The organism is Rhizobium halophilum (assembly GCF_021648825.1).
GTDB lineage: Bacteria > Pseudomonadota > Alphaproteobacteria > Rhizobiales > Rhizobiaceae > Neorhizobium > Neorhizobium halophilum.
Genome location: NZ_JAKJHS010000010.1, coordinates 117,068 through 142,659 on the forward strand (window position 1 = coordinate 117,068; position 25,592 = coordinate 142,659).

The 25,592-nt window shown below is 59.9% G+C and carries 24 protein-coding genes; 10 read left to right on the plus strand and 14 right to left on the minus strand.

The window, feature by feature from the left end:
• The first annotated feature begins 24 nt into the window (after positions 1-24).
• The 5 genes from LXM96_RS17550 to LXM96_RS17570 all read left to right on the plus strand — a co-directional run bounded on the left by LXM96_RS17550 (position 25) and on the right by LXM96_RS17570 (position 6,578).
• Positions 25-2,730 carry a DUF2339 domain-containing protein gene (locus LXM96_RS17550; RefSeq protein ID WP_239999855.1) on the plus strand — a complete coding sequence of 902 codons (2,706 nt, stop codon included), beginning with the start codon at positions 25-27 and terminating at the stop codon, positions 2,728-2,730.
• Positions 2,727-3,368: an HD domain-containing protein gene (locus LXM96_RS17555; RefSeq protein WP_239999856.1), complete on the plus strand. Its 642-nt coding sequence runs from the start codon at positions 2,727-2,729 to the stop codon at positions 3,366-3,368. The genes LXM96_RS17550 and LXM96_RS17555 overlap by 4 nt, the downstream gene beginning before the upstream one ends.
• A 12-nt stretch (positions 3,369-3,380) precedes the next feature.
• Positions 3,381-4,229, plus strand: a complete 849-nt coding sequence (locus tag LXM96_RS17560) for an MOSC domain-containing protein (RefSeq protein ID WP_239999857.1) — start codon at positions 3,381-3,383, stop codon at positions 4,227-4,229.
• Between the two features lie 121 nt (positions 4,230-4,350).
• Positions 4,351-5,247 carry a DMT family transporter gene (locus LXM96_RS17565; RefSeq protein ID WP_239999858.1) on the plus strand — a complete coding sequence of 299 codons (897 nt, stop codon included), beginning with the start codon at positions 4,351-4,353 and terminating at the stop codon, positions 5,245-5,247.
• 104 nt (positions 5,248-5,351) lie between these two features.
• On the plus strand, positions 5,352-6,578 hold the full coding sequence (locus LXM96_RS17570) for an MFS transporter (protein WP_239999859.1): 1,227 nt from the start codon (positions 5,352-5,354) through the stop codon (positions 6,576-6,578).
• Here the strand turns inward: LXM96_RS17570 and recO are convergent.
• On the minus strand, positions 6,554-7,336 hold the full coding sequence (gene recO, locus LXM96_RS17575; RefSeq protein ID WP_239999860.1) for a DNA repair protein RecO: 783 nt from the start codon (positions 7,334-7,336) through the stop codon (positions 6,554-6,556). The two genes, LXM96_RS17570 and recO, sit on opposite strands and share 25 nt — an antisense overlap.
• A gap of 173 nt (positions 7,337-7,509) precedes the next feature.
• On the opposite strand from recO, the gene LXM96_RS17580 reads away from it, so the two are divergent.
• Positions 7,510-7,875 carry a hypothetical protein gene (locus LXM96_RS17580; RefSeq protein ID WP_239999861.1) on the plus strand — a complete coding sequence of 122 codons (366 nt, stop codon included), beginning with the start codon at positions 7,510-7,512 and terminating at the stop codon, positions 7,873-7,875.
• 48 nt (positions 7,876-7,923) lie between these two features.
• Here the strand turns inward: LXM96_RS17580 and era are convergent, their stop codons facing one another.
• The 7 genes from era to rpoZ all read right to left on the minus strand — a co-directional run bounded on the left by era (position 7,924) and on the right by rpoZ (position 14,010).
• Positions 7,924-8,871 carry a GTPase Era gene (gene era, locus LXM96_RS17585; protein WP_394801990.1) on the minus strand — a complete coding sequence of 316 codons (948 nt, stop codon included), beginning with the start codon at positions 8,869-8,871 and terminating at the stop codon, positions 7,924-7,926.
• A complete protein-coding gene (gene rnc / locus LXM96_RS17590; RefSeq protein ID WP_239999863.1) occupies positions 8,868-9,584 on the minus strand; it encodes a ribonuclease III in 717 nt (238 codons plus the stop codon). The genes era and rnc overlap by 4 nt, the downstream gene beginning before the upstream one ends.
• Positions 9,585-10,331 carry a signal peptidase I gene (gene lepB / locus LXM96_RS17595; RefSeq protein WP_239999864.1) on the minus strand — a complete coding sequence of 249 codons (747 nt, stop codon included), beginning with the start codon at positions 10,329-10,331 and terminating at the stop codon, positions 9,585-9,587.
• Between the two features lie 75 nt (positions 10,332-10,406).
• The gene (gene acpS, locus LXM96_RS17600; protein WP_239999865.1) at positions 10,407-10,811 is read right to left on the minus strand and encodes a holo-ACP synthase; all 405 of its coding nucleotides are present in this window, start codon (positions 10,809-10,811) and stop codon (positions 10,407-10,409) included.
• A 162-nt stretch (positions 10,812-10,973) separates the two neighbouring features.
• Positions 10,974-11,126, minus strand: coding sequence for a DUF3563 domain-containing protein (locus LXM96_RS17605; RefSeq protein ID WP_239999866.1), 153 nt, complete (start codon positions 11,124-11,126; stop codon positions 10,974-10,976).
• Between the two features lie 137 nt (positions 11,127-11,263).
• On the minus strand, positions 11,264-13,492 hold the full coding sequence (locus tag LXM96_RS17610) for a RelA/SpoT family protein (protein WP_239999867.1): 2,229 nt from the start codon (positions 13,490-13,492) through the stop codon (positions 11,264-11,266).
• Between the two features lie 104 nt (positions 13,493-13,596).
• Positions 13,597-14,010 carry a DNA-directed RNA polymerase subunit omega gene (gene rpoZ, locus LXM96_RS17615; protein ID WP_239999868.1) on the minus strand — a complete coding sequence of 138 codons (414 nt, stop codon included), beginning with the start codon at positions 14,008-14,010 and terminating at the stop codon, positions 13,597-13,599.
• A gap of 302 nt (positions 14,011-14,312) precedes the next feature.
• Here rpoZ and LXM96_RS17620 point away from each other — a divergent pair, with 302 nt between their 5' ends.
• On the plus strand, positions 14,313-14,951 hold the full coding sequence (locus LXM96_RS17620) for a LabA-like NYN domain-containing protein (protein ID WP_239999869.1): 639 nt from the start codon (positions 14,313-14,315) through the stop codon (positions 14,949-14,951).
• Here LXM96_RS17620 and LXM96_RS17625 read toward each other — a convergent pair.
• The 4 genes from LXM96_RS17625 to dapA all read right to left on the minus strand — a co-directional run bounded on the left by LXM96_RS17625 (position 14,909) and on the right by dapA (position 17,814).
• Positions 14,909-15,865: a lysylphosphatidylglycerol synthase transmembrane domain-containing protein gene (locus LXM96_RS17625; RefSeq protein ID WP_239999870.1), complete on the minus strand. Its 957-nt coding sequence runs from the start codon at positions 15,863-15,865 to the stop codon at positions 14,909-14,911. The two genes, LXM96_RS17620 and LXM96_RS17625, sit on opposite strands and share 43 nt — an antisense overlap.
• A 79-nt stretch (positions 15,866-15,944) precedes the next feature.
• Positions 15,945-16,250, minus strand: coding sequence for a WYL domain-containing protein (locus tag LXM96_RS17630; RefSeq protein ID WP_239999871.1), 306 nt, complete (start codon positions 16,248-16,250; stop codon positions 15,945-15,947).
• A gap of 100 nt (positions 16,251-16,350) precedes the next feature.
• Positions 16,351-16,827, minus strand: a complete 477-nt coding sequence (smpB, locus tag LXM96_RS17635) for an SsrA-binding protein SmpB (RefSeq protein ID WP_239999872.1) — start codon at positions 16,825-16,827, stop codon at positions 16,351-16,353.
• Between the two features lie 102 nt (positions 16,828-16,929).
• The gene (dapA, locus tag LXM96_RS17640) at positions 16,930-17,814 is read right to left on the minus strand and encodes a 4-hydroxy-tetrahydrodipicolinate synthase (RefSeq protein ID WP_239999873.1); all 885 of its coding nucleotides are present in this window, start codon (positions 17,812-17,814) and stop codon (positions 16,930-16,932) included.
• Between the two features lie 218 nt (positions 17,815-18,032).
• On the opposite strand from dapA, the gene LXM96_RS17645 reads away from it, so the two are divergent.
• Together LXM96_RS17645 and LXM96_RS17650 are read left to right on the plus strand one after the other, a co-directional pair.
• Positions 18,033-20,111 (plus strand): lytic transglycosylase domain-containing protein, encoded by a 2,079-nt coding sequence (locus LXM96_RS17645; RefSeq protein ID WP_239999874.1) that lies wholly within the window; start codon positions 18,033-18,035, stop codon positions 20,109-20,111.
• Between the two features lie 149 nt (positions 20,112-20,260).
• On the plus strand, positions 20,261-20,527 hold the full coding sequence (locus tag LXM96_RS17650) for a hypothetical protein (RefSeq protein ID WP_239999875.1): 267 nt from the start codon (positions 20,261-20,263) through the stop codon (positions 20,525-20,527).
• Between the two features lie 65 nt (positions 20,528-20,592).
• Here the strand turns inward: LXM96_RS17650 and LXM96_RS17655 are convergent, their stop codons facing one another.
• Positions 20,593-21,582 carry a porin gene (locus tag LXM96_RS17655; RefSeq protein WP_239999876.1) on the minus strand — a complete coding sequence of 330 codons (990 nt, stop codon included), beginning with the start codon at positions 21,580-21,582 and terminating at the stop codon, positions 20,593-20,595.
• Between the two features lie 1,220 nt (positions 21,583-22,802).
• Here LXM96_RS17655 and LXM96_RS17660 point away from each other — a divergent pair.
• Positions 22,803-24,605 carry a glycoside hydrolase family 15 protein gene (locus tag LXM96_RS17660; protein WP_239999877.1) on the plus strand — a complete coding sequence of 601 codons (1,803 nt, stop codon included), beginning with the start codon at positions 22,803-22,805 and terminating at the stop codon, positions 24,603-24,605.
• 421 nt (positions 24,606-25,026) lie between these two features.
• Here LXM96_RS17660 and LXM96_RS17665 read toward each other — a convergent pair whose 3' ends face one another.
• Positions 25,027-25,164: a hypothetical protein gene (locus LXM96_RS17665; RefSeq protein ID WP_239999878.1), complete on the minus strand. Its 138-nt coding sequence runs from the start codon at positions 25,162-25,164 to the stop codon at positions 25,027-25,029.
• Positions 25,165-25,592: the final 428 nt, after the last annotated feature.

Consider the following 25,592-nt stretch of genomic DNA (forward strand, 5'->3'; position numbering starts at 1 on the left):
GTCGCGTTCACCGGGGACGACTGCATGGATCTCTTGCTGCTCATCGTAATCGTGCTCGGCGTCGCCTGGCAGCGCAAGACGTCGCAAAGACTGGCGAGGGTCGAGGATGAACTGACGTCCCTGAGGAAACGGCTTGATTTAACCGCGCCCGCAGAACAGCAGGCTCCGTACAATCTCAAGGCGGATGATTCCCGGACGGACGTGAAGGAACATCGAGCAGTACGGCTGGAACCGGCGCCAGTGGAGGCGGCGGCACGTGAGACCGTTGCTCAGGACCATGTGTCAGCGGAGACCGAGGCAGCAACACCGCAGGTCCGGGAAACCTTCGAAAGCAGCCTTGGCGCGCGCTGGACCGTATGGGTCGGTGGGATTGCTCTCGCTCTTGGCGGAATATTCCTTATCCGATACTCGATCGAAAGCGGCCTTCTCGGGCCGGAGGCGCGGCTGTCGCTTGCCGCCGTCTTCGGGCTGTCGCTCTTTCTGCTCGGGGAGGTTGTCCGACGGCGGGCGTTGCCGCAGGTGGCAGCGCGCTACAGCAACGCGATGATCCCCGGTGCGCTGACCGCCGCCGGCGCTGTCACGCTTCTGGGCACAACCTATGCGGCTCATGGCTATTACGAGTTCATGGGAGCCGCCCTCGCCTTTGCCTTGCTCGGGGCGATATCCCTCTCGACCCTTGCCCTTTCCCTCCTTCACGGACAGGGCCTGGCGGCGCTCGGTCTTGCCGCGTCACTGGTTACACCGGCCCTGGTGGCCAGTACCGCCCCCAATGCTGTCGTGCTGTTCGGCTTCCTCGCCATCGTTTGGCTTGCCGTGGCGGCCGCGTCGCGCTTGCGCGGCTGGCTGTTGTTGCCGGCGCTGGCTGATCTGGGGCTCGCCTGTTGGACCATTGCCTATCTGTTCAACACAGATGGCATCGACCCGCTACCGCCGGTGTTTGCGCTGCTCGTCATGATTGCGGGCACGGGCTTCGTCTGGCCGGGGCTAACATATCCCATCGCCGAGGGAGGATGGCGGAACCTGCTCCGCCGGCGGCCACTCGGGATCGGGCTTGCCGTATCGATCGCGACGCTCTTGCCTGCCATCGCCCTGCTCGCCGTATGGGATACGCAGTCGATAGACGCGGCCTTCGCTGCAGCGGGACTGGTCGCGGCATTGGCGTCGCTGGGCGCCGGGCGGCGGTATGCGGTCTGGCCCATCCTTTTGTCCGCCACCGGTGCGGTGACTGTCGTTGGGCTCCTTGCGCTGACACGTCTCAACTACCTCCCGGTCGCGGCAGGAGAGGGAACTGCCGACGCTGCACCAGCCTTCATTGCCGAGATCGCCATCAGCCTCATTCTTGGCGCCATCTTCACCCTTCTCGGCCTGGTTTTCCTCAAGCGCCTCGGCCGGGAGGACGAAAAGCTCAGCGTCATCTGGAGCGTTTTGATGTCCGCTGTCCCGGTGACCCTGGCGACGATCAGTTTCCTCAATTTCGGCATGCTTTCCCGTGACTGGCTGCACGGGCTCCATGGGATCGTGGTCGGCGCTGTCCTCGTTGCCATCGCCAAATGGCAGTTCGCGCAAGACGAGGAAGAGGATCTGAGCAGCCGCCCCGCCAATCTGCTGGTTGTCGGCTCCTTTGCTGCCTTTGCATTTGCGCTGCACGCCGTGACCAATGGCCTGGTGACGACGGTGCTCTTGGCCTTCCTTGGCTTCGCCTATCTCGCCGCAACCCGCTGGCGCCGGTGGCCGGCACTTCCCTGGGCCATGGCCGGAGGCTTGCTGCTGATCTTCGCACGCATTGCCTGGGAGCCCACGATGGTAGGGCCAGAGCAACTCGGCACCACGCCGTTCTGGAACGCGCTTCTTCCCGGATACGGTATCCCGGCGCTCCTTGCCGTGCTGGCGGCATACGAGCTGCGCCATTGGCCGGATCTGCGTATCCGCAACTTTCTGCAAGCACTTGCATCTCTGATGGTGCTGATGACCGTGGCAATCCTGGTGCGACACGCGATGAACGGCGGCGTGCTGGACGACCGCCTGCCGTCTCTCGGCGAGCAGTCGATCTACACCCTGCTGACGATCGGATTCTCGGGTGCCTTGATGACCCTGGACCGCCGCGCGCCTAGCCCGGTCTTCCGCTACGGCTCGATGATCGCTGGCGCCATTGCGACCCTCAACGTCCTGTCCATGCACGTTCTCGCACTGAACCCCTACTTCAGCGGCGAAAGCACGGGCAGATGGCCCCTCGTGAACCTACTACTGATCAGCTATCTCCTGCCGGCGCTCGCTTATGCCAGTCTCGCCGCCTATGCGCGCGACAAACGCCCCCGGCCTTACGTTGCCATGCTGGCAGCATCCGGCGCCGTGCTCGGCTTCCTCTGGGCCACCCTATCCGTTCGCCGGTTCTGGCAGGGGGAAAACATCGCGGACTGGAAAGGCTTTCTTCCGGACGAGACCTATAGCTATTCGGTGGTCTGGCTTCTGATCGGCGTCGTGCTCCTGGTTCTCGGCTCGAGGTTAAACGCGCGCGCCATGAGGCTGGCGTCCGCCGGCCTCGTGATGGTCACCGTGCTGAAGGTCTTCCTGATCGACATGTCAAACCTCGAAGGCATCTTGCGTGCCCTCTCCTTCATCGGCCTTGGGGCGGTGCTGATCGGGATTGGCCTGTTTTACCAGAAGATCCTTGCTCGCGCGCCCCGCCTCGAACCATTCGATCCGCAGCCTCCGCAGGGGCAAGATCGATGATCGCCACAGCCTTTGCGCCCTATGGAGCCTTGGCACGTTCGCTTCTTCCACACGCAACGGAGGGCGATGATGGTTCCCATGATGTGGCTCACCTGCTTCGTGTCTTCCGCAACAGCATGCGCATCCACGCCAGCGAAGGCGGAGACGCAGAGCTCGTGGCGGCAGCAGTGATGCTGCATGACTGCGTGGCCGTTGAGAAGAATTCCCCACTGAGGGCGCAGGCGTCGCGGCTGGCCGCCGAAAAAGCAAAGGCGATCCTGTCGGCGCTCTCGTGGGAGGAGCAAAGAATATCGGCAGTTTCTCATGCGATCATCACGCACAGCTACTCCGCGAGTATTGCGCCGGAGACGCTCGAGGCGAAAATCCTCCAGGATGCCGATCGTCTCGACGCCATCGGCATGATCGGAGCCGCCCGTTGCTTCTATATTGCGGGGCGGATGGGCTCGGGCCTTTATGATCCCTCCGATCCACTGGCCAAGGCCCGACCGCTCGACGACAAGGCATTCGCCATCGATCATTTCGAAACCAAGCTGTTCAAACTGAGCGAGGGCTTTCAAACGGCTACCGGCCGCGCGCTTGCCGAAGCGCGGCATGCGCGTTTGAAACACGTTCTTGATCTGTTTCTTGACGAGATATGAGAGTTTTTTCCCATGCACATAGCCGCTTTGAACCTTTACCCCCTAAAGAGCGGCAGAGGCATTGCGCTGGACGAAGCTGCGGTTGGACCAGAGGGCATTCCTGGCGATCGGCGGATGATGCTCGTTGATCTTGAGGGCAACTTCATCACCCAGCGCGATTTTCCCGTGCTTGCGAGGCTGGATGTACGGCTCGCGGAAGGATCGGTCCGCTTGGCTTTCGATGGAGCAGACGAGATCGTGGTCATGCAGCCTCCGGCTGAACGCCGGACGGATGTCGTTATCTGGAAATCGCCTGTCAGCGCTGCCGTTGCCGATGACGCAATCAACCGCAAGATCACCGGCTGGCTTGGCCGCAAGGCCCGGCTCGTCTTCTTCGACGAACAGTCTCAGCGAGAGGCAAGCCGCGAGTGGGCTGGCGAGGGCACGCCTGTGACTTTCGCAGACGGGTACCAAATCCTCGTCACCACCACCGCCTCGCTCGCCGCTCTTAACGCGGACATGGTGGCCCACGGCGAAGGCGAAGTGGGCATGGATCGCTTCCGACCGAACATCGTGCTCGCCACGAATGAGGCCTGGGCTGAGGATGGGTGGGGAACGATCGAGATCGGCACCCTGATCCTAGATCTGGTGAAGCCATGCACCCGTTGCATCATGACCACGCAAGATCAGCGGACGGGGTCAAGGGAAGTGGCAAGTCCGATGCCGGCGATGGGTCGCATTCGCATGTCGGCTGATCGTCGCGTGCCCGGCCCGCTCTTCGGGTGGAACGCCGTCCCCAGAACCGCAGGCCGGATTTCCGTCGGGGACGACGTGAAAGTGCGCGCGATGAGGGAGGCGCCTTGGGCGATCAAGCGTCGCTGATTTCTGGCTTGCCTCTTCTTCGGGGAGCGCTATGTTCAGCGCCGGTTGTCAGACAACCTGCCAGCTCTCCTAGCCTGCCGACGAATCCGGGTCCGGTAGCCTTCTCAGGGACACATGCCGCATGACATCTCGGGCAACCGGCCTTGCATTTGCTCTTCTGGCAGTAACGATCTTTTCCATTCAGGACGGCGTCTCGAAGCATCTCGCCGACAATTATCCGGCAATCTTCATTGCCATGATGCGGTATTGGGCGTTCGCCGCCTTCGCCATCGTGCTGGCGAGCCGCTCCAGCGGCGGGCTCGTTGCTAACGCCACGACAAGCCGTCCGGTCCTGCAGATCCTGCGCGGCGTCCTGCTTGCGGTGCAGATCGTGGTCGCCATCATGGCCTTCGCGACCGTGGGCCTGTCGCAGAGCCAGGCGGTCTTCCAATCGGCGCCCTTGCTCGTCGCGTTGTTGTCGATGCCTCTCCTGGGCGAGCGCGTGGGATGGCGCCGCTGGACGGCGATCATGATCGGTTTTGTCGGGGTCATCCTGATCCTCAAGCCGGATGCCGGCGGCTTCGACCTCAATACGCTGCTGCCGATGGCAGGTGCGGTGATCTACAGCCTTTACTCTATCACGACCCGGCTCGCGAGCCGGACCGACACCGCCACGACGAGCTTCTTCTACACCGGCGTGGCGGGCGCAGTCGCGATCACCCTTGTCGGACCCTTTTACTGGTCGAGCTTTTCAGGCAACGACGCGTACTGGATGGCCGCTCTTTGTGCTTCCGGCATTGCCGGCCACTACTTTTTGATCCGCGCCTTCGACTATGTCGACGCGGTGATTGTGCAGTCCATGTCCTATCTGCAGCTCGTGCTCGTCACCATGATTGGCGTGTTCATCTATGGTGAAACGCTCGGCTTCAACATGGTCGTCGGCTCCATCATCGTCGTGTGCGCCGGCTTGTTCACGATCTACCGGGAGGCGCGTGCCGGAAAAAAGCTGCTGAAGATGTATCCGAGCGGAGACCTCTGAGCGGCTATCAATCTTAGTGATAGATGCCCTCTACAAAACTGATTTTGGCAATGGCTGGTGGAGCGTTATGGTCGAAACCTCGTGTCATCCCAGGAGGTACCGCCATGACGCAGGCTGCCAAGTCCCCCATGCCATGGCTGATCATCATCGCCGGCTGCCTCATTGCCTTACTGACCTTCGGCCCACGCTCGGCAATGGGGTTCTTCCAGCTCCCCATGCTTTCGGACACTGGCTGGGACCGCTCGACCTTCGGGCTGGCAATGGCTCTTCAAAATCTGTTCTGGGGGTTGAGCCAACCGTTTTTTGGAGCCCTGGCCGATAAATACGGTACCGGGCGCGTGTTGGTGAGCTCTGGCCTGATGTATGCGGCAGGCCTCCTGCTGATGGCGTACGCGGATGCGCCCGTCTGGCTGCATATCGGCGGCGGTGTCCTCGTCGGAATGGCAATCGGCGCCGGCTCGTTCAGCGTGATCCTTTCTGCCTTTGCACGGCACGTAACGCCGGAGCAGAGGTCCATGGCCTTCGGGTTCGGCACGGCCGCCGGTTCCGCTGGAATGTTTCTGTTTGCGCCCTTGAGCCAGGGACTGATCAATGCGCTCGGCTGGTCGGACAGCCTCGTGGCGCTGTCGATCATGATGCTGATCGTGCCGCTGCTCGCCTATCCGTTGCGCGGCAACGCCTCCTCAGGAACCCAGTCCCAGGCAGCATTCAAGCAGACGGTCGGAGAGGCCCTCAGAGAAGCGCTCGGCCATAAGAGCTACGTCCTGCTCACCACCGGCTTCTTCGTCTGCGGGTTCCAGGTGGCCTTCATCACGGCGCATTTTCCGGCCTATCTCGGCGACATCGGAATTGAAGCGAGCTATGCCGTGATTGCAATGGCGCTGATTGGCTTCTTCAACATCATCGGCTCACTCGCAGCCGGCTACATCGGCCAGCGCTATTCGAAACCCTACTTCCTTGCTTACATCTATATCGGCCGGTCAATTGCAGTGACTGCCTTCCTGCTCCTGCCGCAGACGCCTATCTCGGTCGTGATCTTCGCGATGGTCATGGGTCTGCTCTGGCTATCGACGGTTCCGCCAACCAATGCGCTGGTTGCGATCATGTTCGGCACCCGACATCTCGGCCTTCTCGGCGGCCTCGTCTTCCTGTCCCACCAGATCGGCTCCTTCTTGGGCGTTTGGATGGGCGGCTATCTCTACGACCGCTTTGGCTCCTACGATCCGGTATGGTGGCTCGGCGTGGGACTGGGAGTCTTCGCCGCCATCGTGCACTGGCCGATCCGCGAGCAGCCCGTTGAACGGCCTCAGCTTGCGACAGTGCCAGCCTGAGGCTCCGCCTCGGCGCCATTCCGCTGAGCAGCCGCCAGCGCCTTCAACGCCGCCTGGATGAAACCGTCGCGGGCGGTATTTTCCGTGATCCCGCGCGGCTCGTAGATGTGACGGTGCAGGAAGTAACCGGTCAGACGGAACGCGGCTGCCATGCTCTCTGTATCCGCAGCCGCCTTCGCACCCTCGTTCAAGAACGAGGGCAAGGTCAGGAGACGGTCAGCATAAGGCGCCCCCGCGGCACTGGAAACGGCGCGGCCGCTTTTCGGAGATACGTAAACAAGATCCTCGCGGGAGCCCGTTGCCGCGCATTCGGTGAGGTCGAGTCCGTAGCCGAGGTCATCCAAAATCGCCAACTCGAAGCGGATGAGGAGCTCGCCAGCATCCGCCACATCGTCCATTGTTTCGAGGATTACGTCCAGGGCCTCATAGAGATGCGGATGTGGGTCCCGTTCCGGTAGAAGGCGCAGGAGCGCGCCCATCGCCTGTACACCGTAGACGGAGGTCGCCGTTTCCATCAATCGGGCCGCGCGTAATCGCAAGGGCTCAAGCTTGAACTCGCCGAGGTGTTCGTCGAGACGTGCCCGCCACACAACCTCCACCCGGTTTCCCGGCTGCAAGACAGGTTGCATGGCCCGGGACCGGCCCGATCGGACCAGCCCGAGGTGCCTTCCGCGGCTGCGCGTCATCAATTCTGCGATGACGCTATTTTCGCCATGCCGCTTCACGCCGATGATGATCGCTTCGTCCTGCCACTGCATGGAGTGCTTTAGGTTCCTCTCGTTACGGTTCCATCTTAGCCGATAAGCGACTGATCCTGAATCACTCTTGCCGAACTGCAACATCTTTCGACAACGTGGCGAAATGCAGATGGCGTTGGAACAAAATGACCTTCTTCGGAATTGCACCGCCGACATCCCATCGAGGAGCTCTCATGAAGTATCTTCCGTTCGCCCTGCTTGTTCTGGCTTCTCCCGCAGCCGCCCAATCGCCGGACCTGGAGCAGGCCTGCCTTGCCGTCGCTCAGAACTTCCTCCTGACGCCAACAATCAAGACGGGCGTTGTCCAGTCTTTTCCCGAGCTTGATCCGCCAGGAGCGCGTCTGACCTATTCCACCCGCCCTGATCCGCAGCCCACGGATTTCACCAATGAGATCGAATGCCAATTCGGAAGCGCTACGCCCCCCTTCAATCTCACGCGCTTCTGCATTTCCAGTGCCTGCTACTCTGAAAACGAGCAGGAACCGGAGAACCGCCGCCGATACCTTGAGGTGAAGGCGTTGATGGATCGGCAGAATTAACCGTTAAAGGCTGCTTCGAGGAAAGACGCGGCAGCTTCCAGGGCGCGATTATCCTTTCGGGAATTCGAGGCCCATCTCGCGAAAGCGTTCCGGATCGTCTCCCCAGTTCTCCCGGACCTTGACGAAGAGGAACAGGTGGACAGGCTGCTCCAGGATCTGCTGGAGTTCTTTGCGTGACGCCGTCGAGATGGCTTTGATTGCCTCGCCGCCCTTGCCCAAGGCAATCTTCTTCTGGCTTTCACGCTCAACATAGATGACCTGCTCGATGCGAACGGAGCCATCCTTGCGCTCTTCCCATTTCTCGGTCTCGACATGCGAGGCGTAGGGGAGCTCCTGGTGCAGGCGCAGGAAGAGCTTCTCGCGGGTGATCTCGGCGGCCAACTGGCGCATCGGCAAATCGGAGATCTGATCTTCCGGGTAGTACCAAGGCCCTTCCGGCAAGCGCTGGGCCAGGAAGTTCATCAAATCATCGCAGCCTGAACCGGTCGTCGCCGATATCATGAAAGTTTGCTCGAACGAGACCGCCTCGTTTGCGGCAGCGGCCAGCGTCAACAAGTCCTCTGGCTTCACGCGGTCCACCTTGTTCAGGATCAGGATCTTCGGCTGATGAACGTCCTTCAATCCCTCAAGGATGGCTTCAGCATCGCCGCGAATACCCCGCTCGCTATCGACCAGAAGCATGATCAGGTCGGCATCCTTTGCGCCGCCCCAGGCCGACATTACCATCGCGCGGTCGAGCCTGCGGCGCGGCTTGAAGATGCCGGGCGTGTCCATGAAGACGATCTGCGCATTATCATGGATCGCGATGCCGCGGACGATTGCCCGCGTCGTCTGGACCTTATGGCTGACAATCGAGACTTTCGCTCCGACGAGCCGGTTCAACAGCGTCGACTTGCCGGCATTGGTCGCTCCGATGAGGGCCACGAAGCCCGACTTGGTCGGCCCCGCTTCCAGTTCTTCGACCTTGCTTTCGTTGTCTGTCATAGTTCCAATCAACTTTCGACGGTAGGCTTCTGCCATACGCCTTCGCGTTCAAGCATCTTCGCCGCTGCGACCTGTTCCGCCGCGCGCTTGGAGCGTTCGACGCCGGTCTCAGGTGCAACGCCCGTTACCTCGACGGTAACGGTGAAGCGCGGATCATGATCCGGACCCGTCCGATCGTCCACCCTGTAGGACGGCGTCACAGCGAAATTCGCATGGGCCCATTCCTGCAATTCGGTCTTCGCGTCCCGCCGGCCTCCATCGGCGCGGGTGGCACGATCCTTCCAGTGCTGAAGAATGAATGACCTCGCAGTCTCCAATCCGCCATCCAGGTAGAGAGCAGCAATAAGGCTTTCCACCACATCCGCGCGGACGTTCAGCATCCGCTTTCCGGTCAGCTTCTTCACATCGGCGCCGGTGCGGATAAAGTGATGCAACTCCAGCCGATCGGCGACCTCGGCGCAACTTTCAGCACTGACCAACTGATTCAAGCGAACCGATAGCTCCCCTTCGGCGGCGTTCTTGAATGACTTGAACAGCAGTTCGGCGATGCAAAGCCCCAGGACGCGATCACCAAGGAACTCCAGGCGCTCGTAGTTCGGTCCCTTGCCGGAGCCTGCGCTGGAGTGGGTAAAGGCACGGTCCAGCCACTGCTTGTCGGAAAACTCATGGCGAATGATCGACTCGAGCTTCGATCTCTCCTCCGCTGACAGCGCCCTCGGCTTCATTCAATCGACACTCTTGAACATACGCTCCCACCGCATGTTGGCCGGCCAGTTCCAAAACTCGCGGAATGACGTGTCGTTACCAAGGGAGAAGAAGATGACGCTGGCGCGGCCGATCAGGTTTTCTGCTGGCACGAAGCCGACGTCGAAGCGGCTGTCGAGCGAGTTGTCGCGATTGTCGCCCATGAAGAAGTAATGTCCCTCCGGAACAATGAACTCTCTGGTGTTGTCGCCGCGCGAATTCTCGACCTGATCCAGCGTGTCGTAGACGACACCGTTTTCAAGCGTTTCACGGAATACCGGGACATCCGCACCTGGGTCCAGGCGGTAATCGGAGGTGAAGGTGCCATTCGGCTGCTTGGGGACCGCCTCATCGTTCACATAGAGCACACCGTTTCTGACCTGGATACGGTCGCCTGGAAGGCCAATCAAACGCTTGATGTAATCTACATTGGTGTCTGTCGGCAGGCGAAAGACGATGACGTCACCCCGGTCAGGTTCGCTGCCAAACAGACGACCGTCGAAGAGATCCGGCGAGAACGGCAGGGAGTACTTCGAATAACCGTAGCTAAACTTGTTGACGAAGATGTAGTCGCCCACCAGCAGCGTCGGCATCATGGATCCGGATGGGATCGTGAACGGTTGAAAGAAGACCGTGCGGATGACCATGGCCAAAAGCAGCGCCTGGATGATAACTTTGATGTTCTCCCAAAGGGCGCTGTCGTGCTTCTTGTCGGCTCTATCGGACACGTCGGATCTTTCTGCTCGCTCGAACTTGAGGAAGTGCCGCTTTCTCTAGACGCTTCGTCCATCCGCGGCAATGCCTCAATCCGCCACGGGGATGGCTTCGATGATGACGAAGGCCTGGGCGTAGGGATATTCGTCTGTGATGGTTACATGAACGACCGGCTCATGGGCTGCAGGAACCAGGGAGGCCAGGATGGTGGCTGCGCCACCGGTCAACTGCATTGTTGGCTTGCCCCCCGGCAGGTTGACTACACCCATGTCCTTCCAGAACACACCTTGAGCCAAACCCGTGCCGAGTGCTTTGGAGCAGGCTTCCTTCGCCGCGAACCGTTTCGCGTAGGATTCCGCGCGATTGCGGCGGCGATCGGACTTGGCGCGTTCGACGTCGGTAAAGCAGCGTTGCGTGAAGCGCTCACCAAAGCGCTGCAGCGACTTCTCGATCCGGCGGATGTCGATGAGATCGCTCCCCATGCCGATGATCATGGTTCCCTCCTCCCGGGAGGGGTCCCGGCGGCGCGTGTGACAACTGCCCCATGAATGGAGTACTGCACGCCCAAAGGTCAAGCACGGAGCATCCTGATCCGTCACGACTCACATGACGAGCCGTCGATACACCAGTCCGACGTCGATTCTTAATTCGCCTATTCAGAATGTCTTGCGGAACATGCCGCGGTCGATCTGACGCTGGCGATACTCCAGGTCTACCCTGTCAGAAGCACCGTTGAGGTAGGCCAATTCCCGATCTTCAATGCTCTGGCCGCGTAGCGCGCGGGCAATTTTCTTGACCGATCCAAACATCTTGTTCTTCCTTTGCCGATCTGTTGCACCGCAACAAAGTAAGCTCGACGAAGGGGAAAAACCATGGCGCAATGAGCGACCCTGCCTTGCTCGCTGAGCATGACAGAATTCGAACGTTGCCTAGAATTCGGGCACAATCAGTCGTAGACGCGCTTGACGGTCGAGATGCTGTCGAGTTCTTTCAACTGCGTCAGCAACTGGTTCAACTGCCGAAGATCCCAGACCTCAACCTCCAGCCCGATTTCCGAGAAGTCGGTCGCGACGCGTCCCATGTCGAGGGTGTGGATGTTGATGTCGAGCCCCGCGATTGTCTGGGCCACCGTCGCCAATGTTCCCGGTTCGTTGAGCGCATTGATGACTATGCGCGCTGTGAATCGGGATTTATTGGCATCGTCGAGATCCCAGCGAACGTCGATCCATCGCTCAGGCTGATCGTCAAAGCGCTGCAGTGCCGGCGCCTGAATCGGATAGATGGTGATCCCTGCCCCTTCCTCCATGATCCCCACGATACGATCGCCGGGAACTGCGCCGCTTCGAGCGAAGCGAACCTGGGTACTTCCCGATAGACCTCGGATAGGCAGCGGCGCACCCCCTTGGCCCTCCGGCTCCACGTCGCGTGCTTCCGCAGATTGTCCGGGGATGCGGAACATCATGCCCGAAACGCTGCGGACATTGAACCAGCCTTCGTCCGTGGACGGTTTAACAGTAACGCGCTCGTCCTTGTAATCCGGGAAAACGGCGCGCATCACGTCCAGGGACGAGAGTTCGCCACGGCCGACGGACGCGATCGCATCCTCCACATCCTTCTGGCCCAGTCGATGGAGGACCGGTTTCAGACCCTCGCGCGAGAAGACCTTGCCTGCCCTTTCGAACGTCCGCTCCAGAATCCGGTAGCCAAGCCCGGCATATTGTTTGCGGATCGCCATGCGCGTGGCCCGTCGGATCGCAGCACGCGCCTTGCCCGTGACCACGATCTCTTCCCAGGCAGCCGGAGGAACCTGCACCCCTGACCGGATGATCTCCACCTCGTCTCCGTTGTTGAGGCGGGTGACGAGCGGCATGATGCGGCCGTTGATCTTGCAGCCCACTGTCGTATCGCCGATGTTGGTGTGAACGGCGTAGGCGAAGTCGATCGGGGTGGCGCCGCGCGGCAGCGCGATCAACTTGCCCTTGGGCGTAAAGCAGAAGACCTGATCCTGGAAAAGCTCCAGCTTGGTATGTTCGAGGAATTCCTCGGGATTATCGCCTTCCGACAAGGCCTCGATCGTATGCCGCAGCCAGGAATAGGCATTGGATCCCTTTGAGAGCAACTCGCCGCCCTCGCCGCTTTCGCCATCCTTGTAGAGCGCATGCGCGGCAATCCCGTATTCAGCGATCTCATGCATCCGCGTCGTCCGGATCTGCAGCTCAATACGCTGCCGCGACGGACCGACTATCGTCGTATGAATGGAGCGGTAGTCGTTTTGCTTAGGCGTCGATATGTAGTCCTTGAAACGCCCGGGTACGACGCGCCAGCGGGTATGAACGATACCAAGCGCCCGGTAGCAGGCGGGAATGTCGCCGACGACAATACGGAATCCGTAGACGTCCGAAAGCTGTTCGAAAGACAGAGACTTCGACTGCATCTTGCGGAAAACGGAATAAGGTTTCTTCTGACGTCCCTTGACTGCCGCGTCCACAAGACCATTCGCCACGAGCAAGTCTCGCAGTTCATCCTCGATCTTCGTAATCAGCCCGTCATTGCGGGCGGAAAGTTCCGAGAGGCGTTTCGTCACCGTCTCATAAGCTTCGGGATTGAGATAGCGGAACGACAGGTCCTCCAACTCGTCGCGAAGGTCCTGCATACCCATGCGGCCCGCAAGAGGCGCATAGATATCCATCGTTTCTTCCGAGATGCGCGCCCGCTTCTCCGGATTTACGTGCTCCAGCGTGCGCATGTTGTGGAGCCGGTCGGCAAGCTTGACCAGCAGGACGCGGACATCATCGGAAATGGCCAGGAGGAGCTTTCGTAGATTCTCCGCCTGCTTGGCTTTCTTGGTAACGAGATCGAGCCGCTTTAGCTTGGTCAGCCCTTCCACGAGCCTGCCGATATCTTCCCCGAAGAGTTCATCGATCTCTGCGCGTGTTGCGGTGGTGTCTTCGATCGTGTCGTGGAGAAGAGCGACGGCAATCGTCGACTCATCCAGGTGCATGTCTGTGAGAATCGCCGCCACTTCGAGCGGATGAGAAATATAGGGATCGCCGCTCGCCCGCTTCTGCTGCCCGTGCTTCTGCATGGCGTAGACATAGGCCTTGTTGAGCAGAGCCTCGTTGGCATCGGGCTTGTACTTCTGAACCCGCTCAACAAGCTCGTATTGCCGCATCATCCCGGAAAAGTTCCTCGGTTCAAGAACGAAAAAAGGCGCGCCAGTTTCAAACTGGCGCAGCCATCATAGTGCAACGGAACGATCTAGGGCCAGACGATGAAAGATTAGTAATCGTCGCTCTTTTCGGGCGGAACAAGGCCCTCGATGCCTGCCAGGAGTTCCTCTTCCGACATCTGGTCAAAGGTAACCGTTTCGGGCAGGTCATTATCATCTTCGCTGCGGTCCGCGGCTGTAACGGCACCTGCATTGGACGCCAGCAGGGACGCCGGATCGGGCTCCGGCTCATCCACTTCCACATGCTTTTGCAGTGAATGGATGAGATCCTCCTTCAGGTCGTCGGGAGACAGCGTCTCGTCGGCAATCTCGCGAAGCGCGACGACAGGATTCTTATCATTGTCGCGATCGATCGTGATCGACGAACCCTGAGAAATCTGACGTGCGCGATGGCTTGCCAGGAGAACGAGCTCGAACCGGTTGTCGACTTTGTCAATGCAATCTTCTACGGTGACACGGGCCATTGCCTGTCCTTTGCGGTCGTGATGTTCGGGAATCTACAGGCCCGATACAGCCATTGCGGCAGGAATTCAAGTTTTTCCTGCGGAACGCATGCGGTGCGCATAGAATGACGGCCTGTTTCGGCAACCAGACATCAACAGCAAAGTGCGTGGACAAAACAGATGCCCGCGTTAAATGCAGCTACATGAACGTTTCATAATGTAAGGTGGCTGGTGCAGTGTGAGTTCGCATCCGACCCCGATCCGTCGTGGTTGCCGGTGCCAAACCTGCTTAGCAGGCAATAATAAAGTGGGATGGAGGAAAAATGTTTGACCCAAGAGAGAAGATCGCGCTCTTCATAGATGGTGCGAATCTCTACGCTGCTTCGAAAAGCCTTGGCTTCGATATCGATTATCGAAAGCTGCTCAAGGCATTCCAGAAGCGCGGCTATCTCCTCCGCGCTTATTATTACACCGCGCTGATCGAGGACCAGGAATATTCCTCGATCCGCCCACTGATCGACTGGTTAGACTACAACGGCTACAAAGTGGTCACGAAACCAGCAAAAGAGTTCACTGACTCGCTGGGACGCCGCAAGATCAAGGGGAACATGGACATTGAGCTTGCCATCGATGCGATGGAGCAGTCGGAGACGGTAGATCACTTGGTCTTGTTCTCCGGCGACGGCGATTTCAGGACGCTTGTGGAGGCTCTCCAGCGGCGCGGGCGAAAGGTGTCGGTGGTTTCGACAATGGTCAGCCAGCCGCCGATGATCGCTGACGACCTGCGCCGCCAGGCGGACCATTTCATCGACCTGGCCTCGTTAAGGAGTGAGATCGGGCGAGAGCCGTCCGAGCGACCACCGCGCGGCGGAGAGCCTGCCGACAGCAGCGACATGAGGGTGATGAAGGCGAGGCAGTGTCAGCCGACCTTCTCTGCTACCGCAACGGAGGACGAGGATTGATGCTTGCGCGCCCTGAAGACTGCTTCCACGATCAATGCAAGTGGGATGCCTATCCCCATCGGAATGAAGAAGTAGATCACTCGAAATGCAACCAGCGAGCCAATGGAGGCCTGGTCACCCATGACGTGACGGACCGTTGCTTCCAGAACCCCTAATCCCCCAGGGGCGTGGGTGACGATGATGGCAACATTGGCCAGGACATATGCGGTTGCAGCCTTGAGATAGCTCACATCGGCTGCTGCACCCATGACCTCCCGTAGTGCGGCAGCAACAAGCGCGAAATTGATTGTCCCTATCACAACCTGGGCCGCAGCCAAGCGCAGCGTAGGCATCTGGAATGTCCACTTCCGTATCCGCACAGGCGCCCTGGCGAACTTGGCAAGCGCAAGGTAAGCGGCAACGGAAAGCAGGCAAGCGCCACCGATTGCGAGGACGGCGGCCTCACCCAGGCGGAGCACCTCGGCAGCGTCCGAGGGATTGATCAGCATGACGATCCCCGTCAGCGTTGCAAGCCCGAGCGCAACCGTGACTCCGGAGAGTAAAACGATCTTGGCGACATCTTCAGTATCCATACCCCAATGAGCATAGTAGCGGTATCGCAACCCACCGCTGCTCAATCCGGCAAGCCCTACACTTTGCCCGATCGAAAGGCTGATGAAGGATGCCAGCCCGATCTTCGGGTAGCTAAGATCGTTCCCGACATATCGTACGCCGCACCAGTCAAAGCCGGTTAGACAAACGTAGGACGCAAGGGTGAAGGCCAGCGCCGTCACCAGGTTATAGGTCGGGATTTCCGAGACCGAGGCGGTGATATCCGACCAGCTATATTCGCTGAAGATGTTCCAGAGAAGATAGGCTGCAAGGCCCAAACCCAGGACGAGAAGTCCATAGGTCAACAAGGTTTTACGCTTCATAGCCGGCTCGCGTGAGAATGCTGGCATCAACGGCAGGAACGTCGCTTTTGTTCCTCTTCATCAAGATCAACGGACGGTGTCAGACCTGCTGAATGACGCGTCTGAAGGAAGGATCTCTGCGATTGTATCCGGGAGCGGCCCTTAAAAACCGGCTGTTGGTGGGCTTCAGCTCCATCACCTCGTCCAGATGAAAGCGACGCCAACCGGCACCGGTCCCAGCAACCTGCCAAGCGCTGAGGGCAAGATGGTCGTTGCGGTCATAGCCGAGAATATGAGGCTCGATCGTTCGCTCGACATCATGATAGCGGGCAAACAGGACGCGGCGCTCTACGATGGCCTCCCGTATGATCCTTTCCAAACCTTCGCTGTCACTGACCTCTTCCATGGCTCGACAACGAGGCGGCCTGCAGAAGGTTCTCCGAACACGTAGAGAGGGTTATTCTTCAGACCGGAACAGGTCTTCGCTTAGAAGCGGGAGCCGGGCTTCAGTTTTCCTTGAGGAGTCGGCTCTTCTGGCGGTTCCAATCCCGCTCCTTTGCGGCTTCCCGCTTGTCGTGCAGCTTCTTGCCCTTCGCAAGCGCCAGTTCCAGCTTCGCCCTGCCTCGGTCGTTGAAATATATCTTCAATGGGACCAGCGTCATGCCTTCGCGATTGATCCCCGCACGCAGCCGATTGATCTCGCGCTTGTTGAGAAGGAGTTTTCTGCGACGGCGCGGTTCGTGGTTGAAGCGGTTGGCCTGCAGGTATTCCGGCAGATGGGAGTTGATCAGCCAGATCTCCTCGCCCTCGTCCGAAGCGTAGGATTCGGCGATGTTCGCCTTGCCCTCGCGCAGCGACTTCACTTCCGTACCCGTCAGCACGAGTCCGGCTTCGTAGGTGTCCAGGATCTCATAGTTGAAGCGGGCCTTACGGTTCTCCGCGACAACCTTGTTTACCGTCCGCTGGCTGCCTCTGGGGGCCATGGCTTCGTCTATCCTTCGTAAGCTTCTTGTTCGCTCCCCGGCTCCCGGCAGGGTTCTCAGTCATGTAAGGCGGCGAAGTCCGCAAGTGAAGCTCTTGGGGCCTTAGTTCAGCAATCCCGCGTGCCTGAGCGCAGAATCCAGTGCTGCTTCGGTTGCAGGTTCCAGCGCCGAGATCAGCGGCGAACGGACGCTGCGGTTAAGCCCGCGTGTCCTCCAAAGACCATATTTTGCGCCACAGACGCCCGGTTCCAGGAAGATTGCCCTGTGCAGCGGCATCAGCCTGTCCTGGTACTCCAGCGCCTTGGCATAATCCCCCGCAAGGGTCGCCGCCTGGAACTCTGCGCAAAGGCGCGGCGCCACATTGGCGGTTACGGAGATGCATCCAACGCCCCCGTGGGCATTGAAACCAAGGGCAGTCGCATCTTCACCAGAGAGCTGAATGAAGTCCTTGCCGCAAGTGATGCGCTGCTCCGAAACGCGCTCCAGCTTGCCTGTCGCGTCCTTTACCCCCACAATGTTCTTGTGAGCCTTGACCAGCGCGCCCATTGTTTCCGGCGACATGTCGATGACGGACCGCCCAGGGATGTTGTAGATGAAGATCGGCAGCGACACCGCTTGCGCAATTGCGGCGAAATGAGCGAAGAGCCCCTTCTGGGTCGGCTTGTTGTAGTAAGGCGTCACGACCAGCAGCGCATCAGCCCCTGCCTTTTCCGCATGCGTAGCAAGTTCGATGGCCTCGTGGGTGTTGTTGGATCCCGCTCCGGCGATGACCGGGACCCTCTTGGCTGCCACCTGGATGCACAACTCCACGGCGCGCTTGTGTTCCGCATGAGAAAGCGTCGGCGACTCACCCGTCGTTCCAACCGGCACAAGCCCGCTGCTCCCTTCTCCAATCTGCCACTCGATGTGGGACGCAAAGGCTTGCTCGTCGACCTCACCATTGTCTGTAAATGGCGTGACGAGTGCCGGCATCGATCCCTTGAACATGCAAAACTCCTGGCGGGCGGCATCCATGCTTCGGCCGCATTCCGTGAATAAGGTGGCGCACAATAGAGCGGCGGACATGCCACGACAAGCGGATGCTGTCGGGAATTATCCTGATGCCGCCACGCCGAAGTGGCGCATTTTAATGATGTTGATAACGCTTCGTTAATTTCCGAAGCAGCTAATACGAGGTGGGATTGTCTCATATCGCGAGTCGTCGGATGAAGAAGCCCGTGCTGTTGATTACCGCGCTGGCTTTGAGCCTTTCTAGCGGCGTTACCATGGCCGGCCCTCTTCCGGAGAGTGCTGCCCCCCTTCCCTATGTAAAGCCGGATAACCCGACGGCTGCAGCCTTTCCCATGCCGCTTGCTGGTAGCACGTTGCCGCGCACCGGTCGACTGATGGCGGCGCCCGTCGTCAAGGCAGGGCTGGACGCTTTGTCCGACCGGAACGCCAGCCGCGCCAGATCGGTACGTGACGCATTGCCGGAAGGCTCTCTGGATCGTCAAATTCTGAGCTGGGCCCTTGCCACATCCGGATTGCCAGGCGTCTCCTTCCGCGAAATCGTGGCAGCCGAACAGGATCTCGTCGGATGGCCAGACCTGGACCGGCTTCGCGAGCAGGCCGAACGGGCGCTTTTCCTGGAGAATGCGGACCGGCGGACGGTGGAGAGTTTCTTTGCCGGGGAACCGCCCGCGACGGCTGAGGGTCGATTCGCCCTGGCACGCGCGCTCAAAGAGGCAGGAGAAGGTGCCAAGGCGCTCGACATGATCCGCGAGCTCTGGAGATCCCAAGCGCTCGACACGGCGTTGGAGAACCGGGTGCTTGCGCAATTCGGCGATGACTTAGCCGCCTCAGATCACAAGTCGCGCATGGACTACCTCATGTACCGGAGCCGCGTAGCACAAGCGAAGCGTTTTTCCGAATTGGGAGAAGCTCACTCGCTCTACAAAGCGTGGACTGCGGTCCTTCGCGAGGCAAAGAACGCCGATGCCTTGATCAAGGTGGTGGACAAAACTTGGGCCAATGATCCAGCCTATCTGTTCCTCCGGATAGACCGACTGCGCCGGCAGGACAAACACGAGGATGCAGCGGCTCTCCTGAAGAAGGTGCCGCGGGACGCGGACCGTCTGATAAACACATCCGAGTGGTGGGACGAGCGTCGCATCGTCGCGCGCGGTCTCGCAGACGAAGGCAAATACGCGGCCGCTTATGAGATCGTCTCGGCGCATGAGGGGGAGCGACCGACCGAGATCGTCGACGCGGCGTTCCATGCCGGCTGGTACGCGCTGCGGAACCTGAAGGATTTCGAAGCCGCAGAACGTCACTTTCTGCGCATAATCAATGTCGCCAATGGGCCGATCTCGGCATCACGTGGCTGGTACTGGCTTGGTCGAACGGCAGAGGCGGCCGGCGAAGGAGAGACCGCGAGAGGTCAGGCGCGATCGTACTTCGAGAAGGCCGCCACCTATACCGGGAGCTTCTACGGGCAGTTGGCAGCGGCCCGTATCGGGGTCGAAAGACTGAACGTTGCCGCGCCGCTTCCAAGCGAGGCTGACCGACTTCGCTTCTCGAGCAGGGCTCCCGTCAAAGCAATGGCCGTGTTGCAGGCGGCAGGGCACCAGAAGCGTGCGGATGCCCTGATGAAGTCGCTGGCCAAGGAGATCAGCAGCCCCGGCGAACTGGCGCTGCTTGCGTCCGAAGCGGAGAAGCGCGGCGAACACAATCTTGCCCTGCATCTTGGGAAGACCGCCTTTGCCGAAGGCCGGGATGTCGCCGCCCTGGCCTTCCCCACGGGCGTCATCCCTGCAAGCGCCAACATAGCCGGCTCGGGCACCGCACTTGCCTACTCCATTGCCCGCCAGGAAAGCGCCTTCAATCCGGCTGCGGTCTCGCCGGCCAATGCGCGGGGTCTGTTGCAGCTTCTTCCGGGAACGGCAAAAGCCGTGGCAAAGAGACACGGCCTGACCTATGCGCCAGCGCGGCTTACGGAGGATCCGGGCTACAACGCCACACTCGGCGCCCATTACCTCGGCGAGCAGATCGCGTCGTTCGACGGTTCCTATGTCCTCACCTTCATCGCCTATAATGCCGGTCCACGCCGAGTAGGCGAATGGATTGATCGCTACGGCGACCCGCGCGGCAAGAGTATCGATGATGTGGTGGACTGGATCGAGCGGATCCCCTTCCCCGAAACCCGCAGCTACGTTCAGCGGATCATCGAGAACTATCAGGTCTACAAGACGCGACTGGGTCAGAAATCTGACATCGTGGCGGATCTGCGGTTTGGCCGACGATAACGGCTCCGATCTCACCTGAGCCTCCCGGCCCCTCGCCAACTGTCAGAAAATTGCCACAAATCAACGCGGAACCATCCGCGCCCCTCCCGTGTTATCGCCCCGTGACGAAGGCTTCGGATATCTCGAAGCTCCCCAACGGAGGTAAACGAATGTACAAGAAACTTCTCGCAGTATCCGCTCTTTCGCTCGGTCTCGCAACTGGTGCGATCGCCCAGACAAGCGGCGGCTCGATCGGCACCGGCTCGGGCACATCGGTATCTGGCTCATCCACGAGCGGTGACACCGTTAACAATCGGACCGATGGCGATGACTGCCAGTCCCGCGGCGAAGACAAGACCGCGATGAACGACACGGCTTCTGTTGCAGGTCAGGCGAACACGACGGGCGAAACCGTTGTCGCCGACTGCGAAGATTAATTGACTACGTGTAACGAAGAAAGGGCCCGCACTCGGTGCGGGCCCTTCCTATTTTTCTGTTCAGATTAGAACGAACGCTGCAGGCGAACGAAACCGAACCACTCGTCGTCGTCGGTAGCTTCGTCGTCCTGGTACTGAACGCTAACCTTCGACGTCAGACCTTCAACGATCTTGTAGTCGAGGGTGACGCCAGCGCGCCATGCATCGTCAGAGCCAGCTGCGTCGAGGTTGGTATCCCAGAAGTACTGGAAGCCCGGGGTCAGCTTGAAGCGATCCGAAACTGCGAAAGCGTATTCAGCAGCAACGGTCCACTCGGAAGCAGCGTAGTAGGAGTTGAAGCCGCTCGACCATACACCAGCGATACCGAGGGTGCCCGGACCAACGTCAGCCGTTACGATACCACGAACAGCACCGTCTTCAGCTGCAAAGTCGTAACCACCGAGGATCTGAGCCTTGGCTGCACCAAGTGCAAAGCCAACCTGACCTTCGACACCAACTTCGCTGTCAGCATAGAGAGCGTTGTCGCCGAGTTCGTCAACGAAGACGCCAACGGTGAAGGCATCGCCAACCCACTCGTAACCAATCATGTTCAGACGGTTCGAACCGAGAGCGTCCGTCTCACCCGAGAGACCGATATCCCAGTAGTTGTAGCCGTAACCAGCCTTGAAACCGCCGAGCTTGATGTAAGCTTCGTCGAGCTCAAGGTCGTTGAAGTCGTTGTCGCCTTCAGCCCAGGTGCGGATGGCGATGAAGGACTGCAGAGCGCCGAGTTCGGTGTCGGAGCGAGCGTCGAAGCTTACGTAGCCACGAGTACGAGCATTCCACTCGTCACCGCCGAAGTCTTCGTCATAGTGAACTTCGAAACGAACGTAACCGCCGACCTTGAGGCAGGTTTCGGTGCCCGGGATGTAGAAGTAGCCAGTGCCGAATGCGTCGCAAACGCGAACGTATTCCATGGGCTCAGGCTCGGCAGCGATGATAGCATCGGCAGCCTGTGCGCCAGAGACTGCTGCGAGGGCAGCAGCGGAGCCGAGAAGAAGGCTCTTGATGTTCATTTTTGACCTCCAGTCAAAGTTTCGTATGGGTCTGGGTTCTTTTGCTGAAGGACAGCGTTCCCTGCCCCATCCCCGTCGATTGCCAGAAGACGGACGATCCACCGCCTCGCTTCCGAGAGTGAAAATACAAGACGGGATCGGTCATGCAATCGGGAACTTGGAGCAATGGTCGTTCGCGCAGTTGCTTACGGCGATCCTGTTGCTGAAAGGCCACAAATGTGGCGACCACCCCCCAGGAATGTTTAGAGTTGGTTAAGAAAGTGAGGCTCGACAGGCACTTAGGACGAGGTTACGGGCGCCGAAAGTGCCGTGTTCGCCGAGGCTGACGCCCGAATCGCGCCGCAATGCCGCCGCTTCCCGCGGCGCCGCCGGTCTGCGGTCGGCCCTAGCTCATCCTGTTACTGCTCTTGAAGAGGTTCAAATCAGGGGACTGATTCTGTCGCGCATCGCCGCCTCCCATCGCCGCGAAAACTGCAAAGTTGTCAGCCATAACCCGGCGTGCTTCTGCAAAGGCTGCAGCACGCGAGGAGGATTGGGTATCGGATCGACATTTACCGCCTGCATCGGCCTCGCCATCGCGCTGACGGTCGCAAGCTCCGCGTTTGCGAATGGCGACGCGTCTGCTGCAACTAAGGAAGTCGCTCCGGGCAGTTCTCTACGGCTCGCTGTCGAAAGTAGTTCCTGTGGCCCCGGATGGTATCGCACCTCTGCCGGTACCTGTCGGCGAACGATGCAGCCACCCCCTCGTCCGCCGCAATGGAGGCCGTCTCTCGACCCGCTCGATCCTGCGCCGCCACGTGTTTCGCCACATCGGGACAAGCAGCGATGGGCGCCGAGCGAACTGCCGGGACCACCGCCGCCTCATCTTCGCTGGACGCCGCCGCCGCCCCCTCCCCGCTGGCAGGACATGAGGCGGACGTTGCCGGATATCCGGCAGAAGTAGCTGCTCTTCGGACAGCTTGGCATCACGTGTCGTTGGGTCGGTGGCACCTAGCCTCTGAACTTGCTGGGCGCTGGCCAGTTACGGAGCGGGCGTCTCTGCCTCGGTTCTCAGTAGACGCTGCCGTTGCCTCGTGGATGCTGGTCAGCACCGATACCGACCGGGGAACACTTGAAACGCGCACACTTGGTTTCACGTTACCTCCACTGAGGCATATCGCATGCAGAAGATACCGGTGAAGGCGGACCTTTGCTCCGCCGCCGATGGCTAAGAGGTGACAATGGCTGTTCGGATCGAAGACTACGCAATGATTGGAGACTGCGAGACAGCCGCCCTGGTTTCCAAAAGCGGCTCAATCGACTGGCTCTGCCTGCCTCGCTTCGATTCAAGCGCCTGCTTTGCGGCCCTGCTCGGGTCCCAAGATAACGGACATTGGTCGATCACCCCTCGGACACCCTACAGCGTCCGACGCAGCTATGTTCAGGATACGCTGGTACTGGAAACGGAATTTGTCACTGACACCGGCACAGTCGCTCTCCTGGATTTCATGCCCCCGAGGGACGGCTCCAGCAATATTGTCCGGATCGTGGAGGGACGGCTGGGCAAGGTGGAGCTCGAGATCGATCTCGTCATGCGATTCGATTATGGACGCAGCGTCCCGTGGGTGTCGCATGACCAGGAGGGTCGGCTCACGGCAGTGGCGGGACCGTACCGGCTGACGCTGCAGAGCCCCGTCCACCTGAAGGGCGAAGACTTTCACAGCAAGGCTACAGTTACCGTTTGCGAAGGAGAGCGCTTTCCCTTCACCCTCATCCACAGCGCTTCCCACGAACAGCCGCCAACGGCTCAGGATGCGGAAGCGGCCCTGCAGCAGACGGTGTTCTTCTGGCGAGATTTCGTCAGCCGCGTTCCCGACATCAACAGCTATACAGAGATCGTGAAGCGTTCATTGATCACGCTGAAGGCGATGACCTACCTGCCGACCGGCGGGATCGTCGCCGCAGTCACAACTTCCCTGCCTGAAAAGATCGGCGGCACCCGCAACTGGGATTACCGCTACTGCTGGCTACGCGATGCCACCATGACGCTGATGGCGTTCATGAACCTCGGTTATCTCGAGGAGGCCGCAGCGTGGCGAGAATGGCTGATGCGGACGATCGCGGGGACACCGGAACAGATGCAGATCATGTATGGCGTGGGGGGAGAACGTCATCTGCCGGAATGGGAGGTCGACTGGCTGACGGGTTACGAGGGCTCATTGCCGGTACGAGTGGGAAACGCGGCGGCAGGACAGTTTCAGCTCGACGTCTACGGTGAAGTGGCTGACGCACTTGCTCAGGCGCGTCGTCAAGGGCTTGCCGCTCATCCCCGCAGCCCAGCCATCTCGCGCGTGCTCCTCCCGTTTCTCGAACAGGCCTGGCGACGTCCGGATGAAGGCATATGGGAGGTACGTAGCGGCGCTGCCCATTTCACACATTCAAAGGTCATGGCATGGGTGGCCTTCGATCGTGCAGCACGGCTGGCAAAGGATTTCGGCGCCGACCCCGAGGCGGTGGTACGATGGCGTTCGGTTGCAGACGAGATCCACGCCGAAGTCTGCCGCAATGCCTATAACGAAAGACTCGGCAGTTTCGTCCAGTCCTACGGATCGGAGGCGCTCGATGCCAGCCTTCTGCAGATCCCCCTCGTGGGCTTCCTTCCGCCCGACGATCCTCGCGTCGTCTCGACTGTGGAAGCTATTGAACGCGGCCTGGTTCGTGACGGCCTTGTTCTACGCTACGAAACCGCGGTCTCGGACGACGGACTTCCCGGCGACGAAGGCGCGTTTCTCGTCTGCAGCTTCTGGCTTTGCGACGCCTTCGTGCTGATCGGGCGCTATGCAGATGCAAAGCGCCTCTACGGAAGGCTTGCCTCCCTATGCAACGATGTCGGGCTTCTTTCTGAGGAGTACGATCCTGTTAACAACCGGATGCTCGGAAACTTTCCGCAGGCCTTCAGCCACATCGGGCTCATCAACACCGCGCTGAACTTGGCACGGGTAGAAGGTCCCGCCGAAGAGCGGTCCGAGAAGGATGATGCCTAAGGGTCACCCGGCGATGGTATCCACACGTTCTTTGCGCACGGTGGCGATGCGTGATCAGCGGGATACCCAACCAGGCGCGCTATACTGCCGCTGCGAGGGCCACACGATCGGAACAGGATTGGCCCCGCCGTGTTCCTGCACGAGACCTCCCACGGGTTCGGGGGCGACCGGCCTGGAGGACGTGGCGCAACCTGCAACCGTCAGACACAGCGCTGACATGCTGAGAATCCTCGTGATAGCACCCATTATTTTGCCTCCGTCTGCCGAATGATCGGCCTATACATCTTCTGACTTTTTCATCACGGTCGTGACAGGTTCCGCAGTCTATCCGTGTAGATAGCTTCCCAGACGCATTCGTCCAGCACCTGGGAAGCGCCTGAACAGGCACCGGCAATGTGCCGGCGCCCGTGTCAGCCGTCGATTATCGGCCGTTCCCTTGGTTGTCGCCCTTTTCCTGGTGGAACCACTGATTATCAGCGGCAGCGGCCGGCGAAGTGGCGGCTACACCTGCTGCGGAAACGACGGCAGCCATGACAAATGCTTTGATGAACTTGGACATAGTATCTCCTTTCCGTGAACGTCCGGCCCATGGCGGGAGGTTCGCTTATCAAAAAATGCGGATGATATTCCGCGACCGAGCTAACGTTATCGGTGGCCCGGTGTCAGCATCTGCCGACAGCGTGGAGATGGGTTGCGGAACGCCTGGAATAAAGGCGCCAAAACGGAACGCAGTGTTAAGCAGATCAACGCTCAAATCGACGTGACTGAGGTTGTAGGTCAGCGAGTCTCTCCACAGGAAGAGGCCAGGAAGCTGGTCGGCAGTGCGCTGAAAGACCTCTTTCCATCAGAGATGGTCACGCACCGATCTCCCGAACGTCCTCCGAGGTAGCAGTACAGGTTCGAACCGACGATCAAAGGCACCCTTCCTGCGCCCCAATGCGGGCGACCGGCGTGGAAGCGGTGAGCGATGAGACGCGCCATATATTG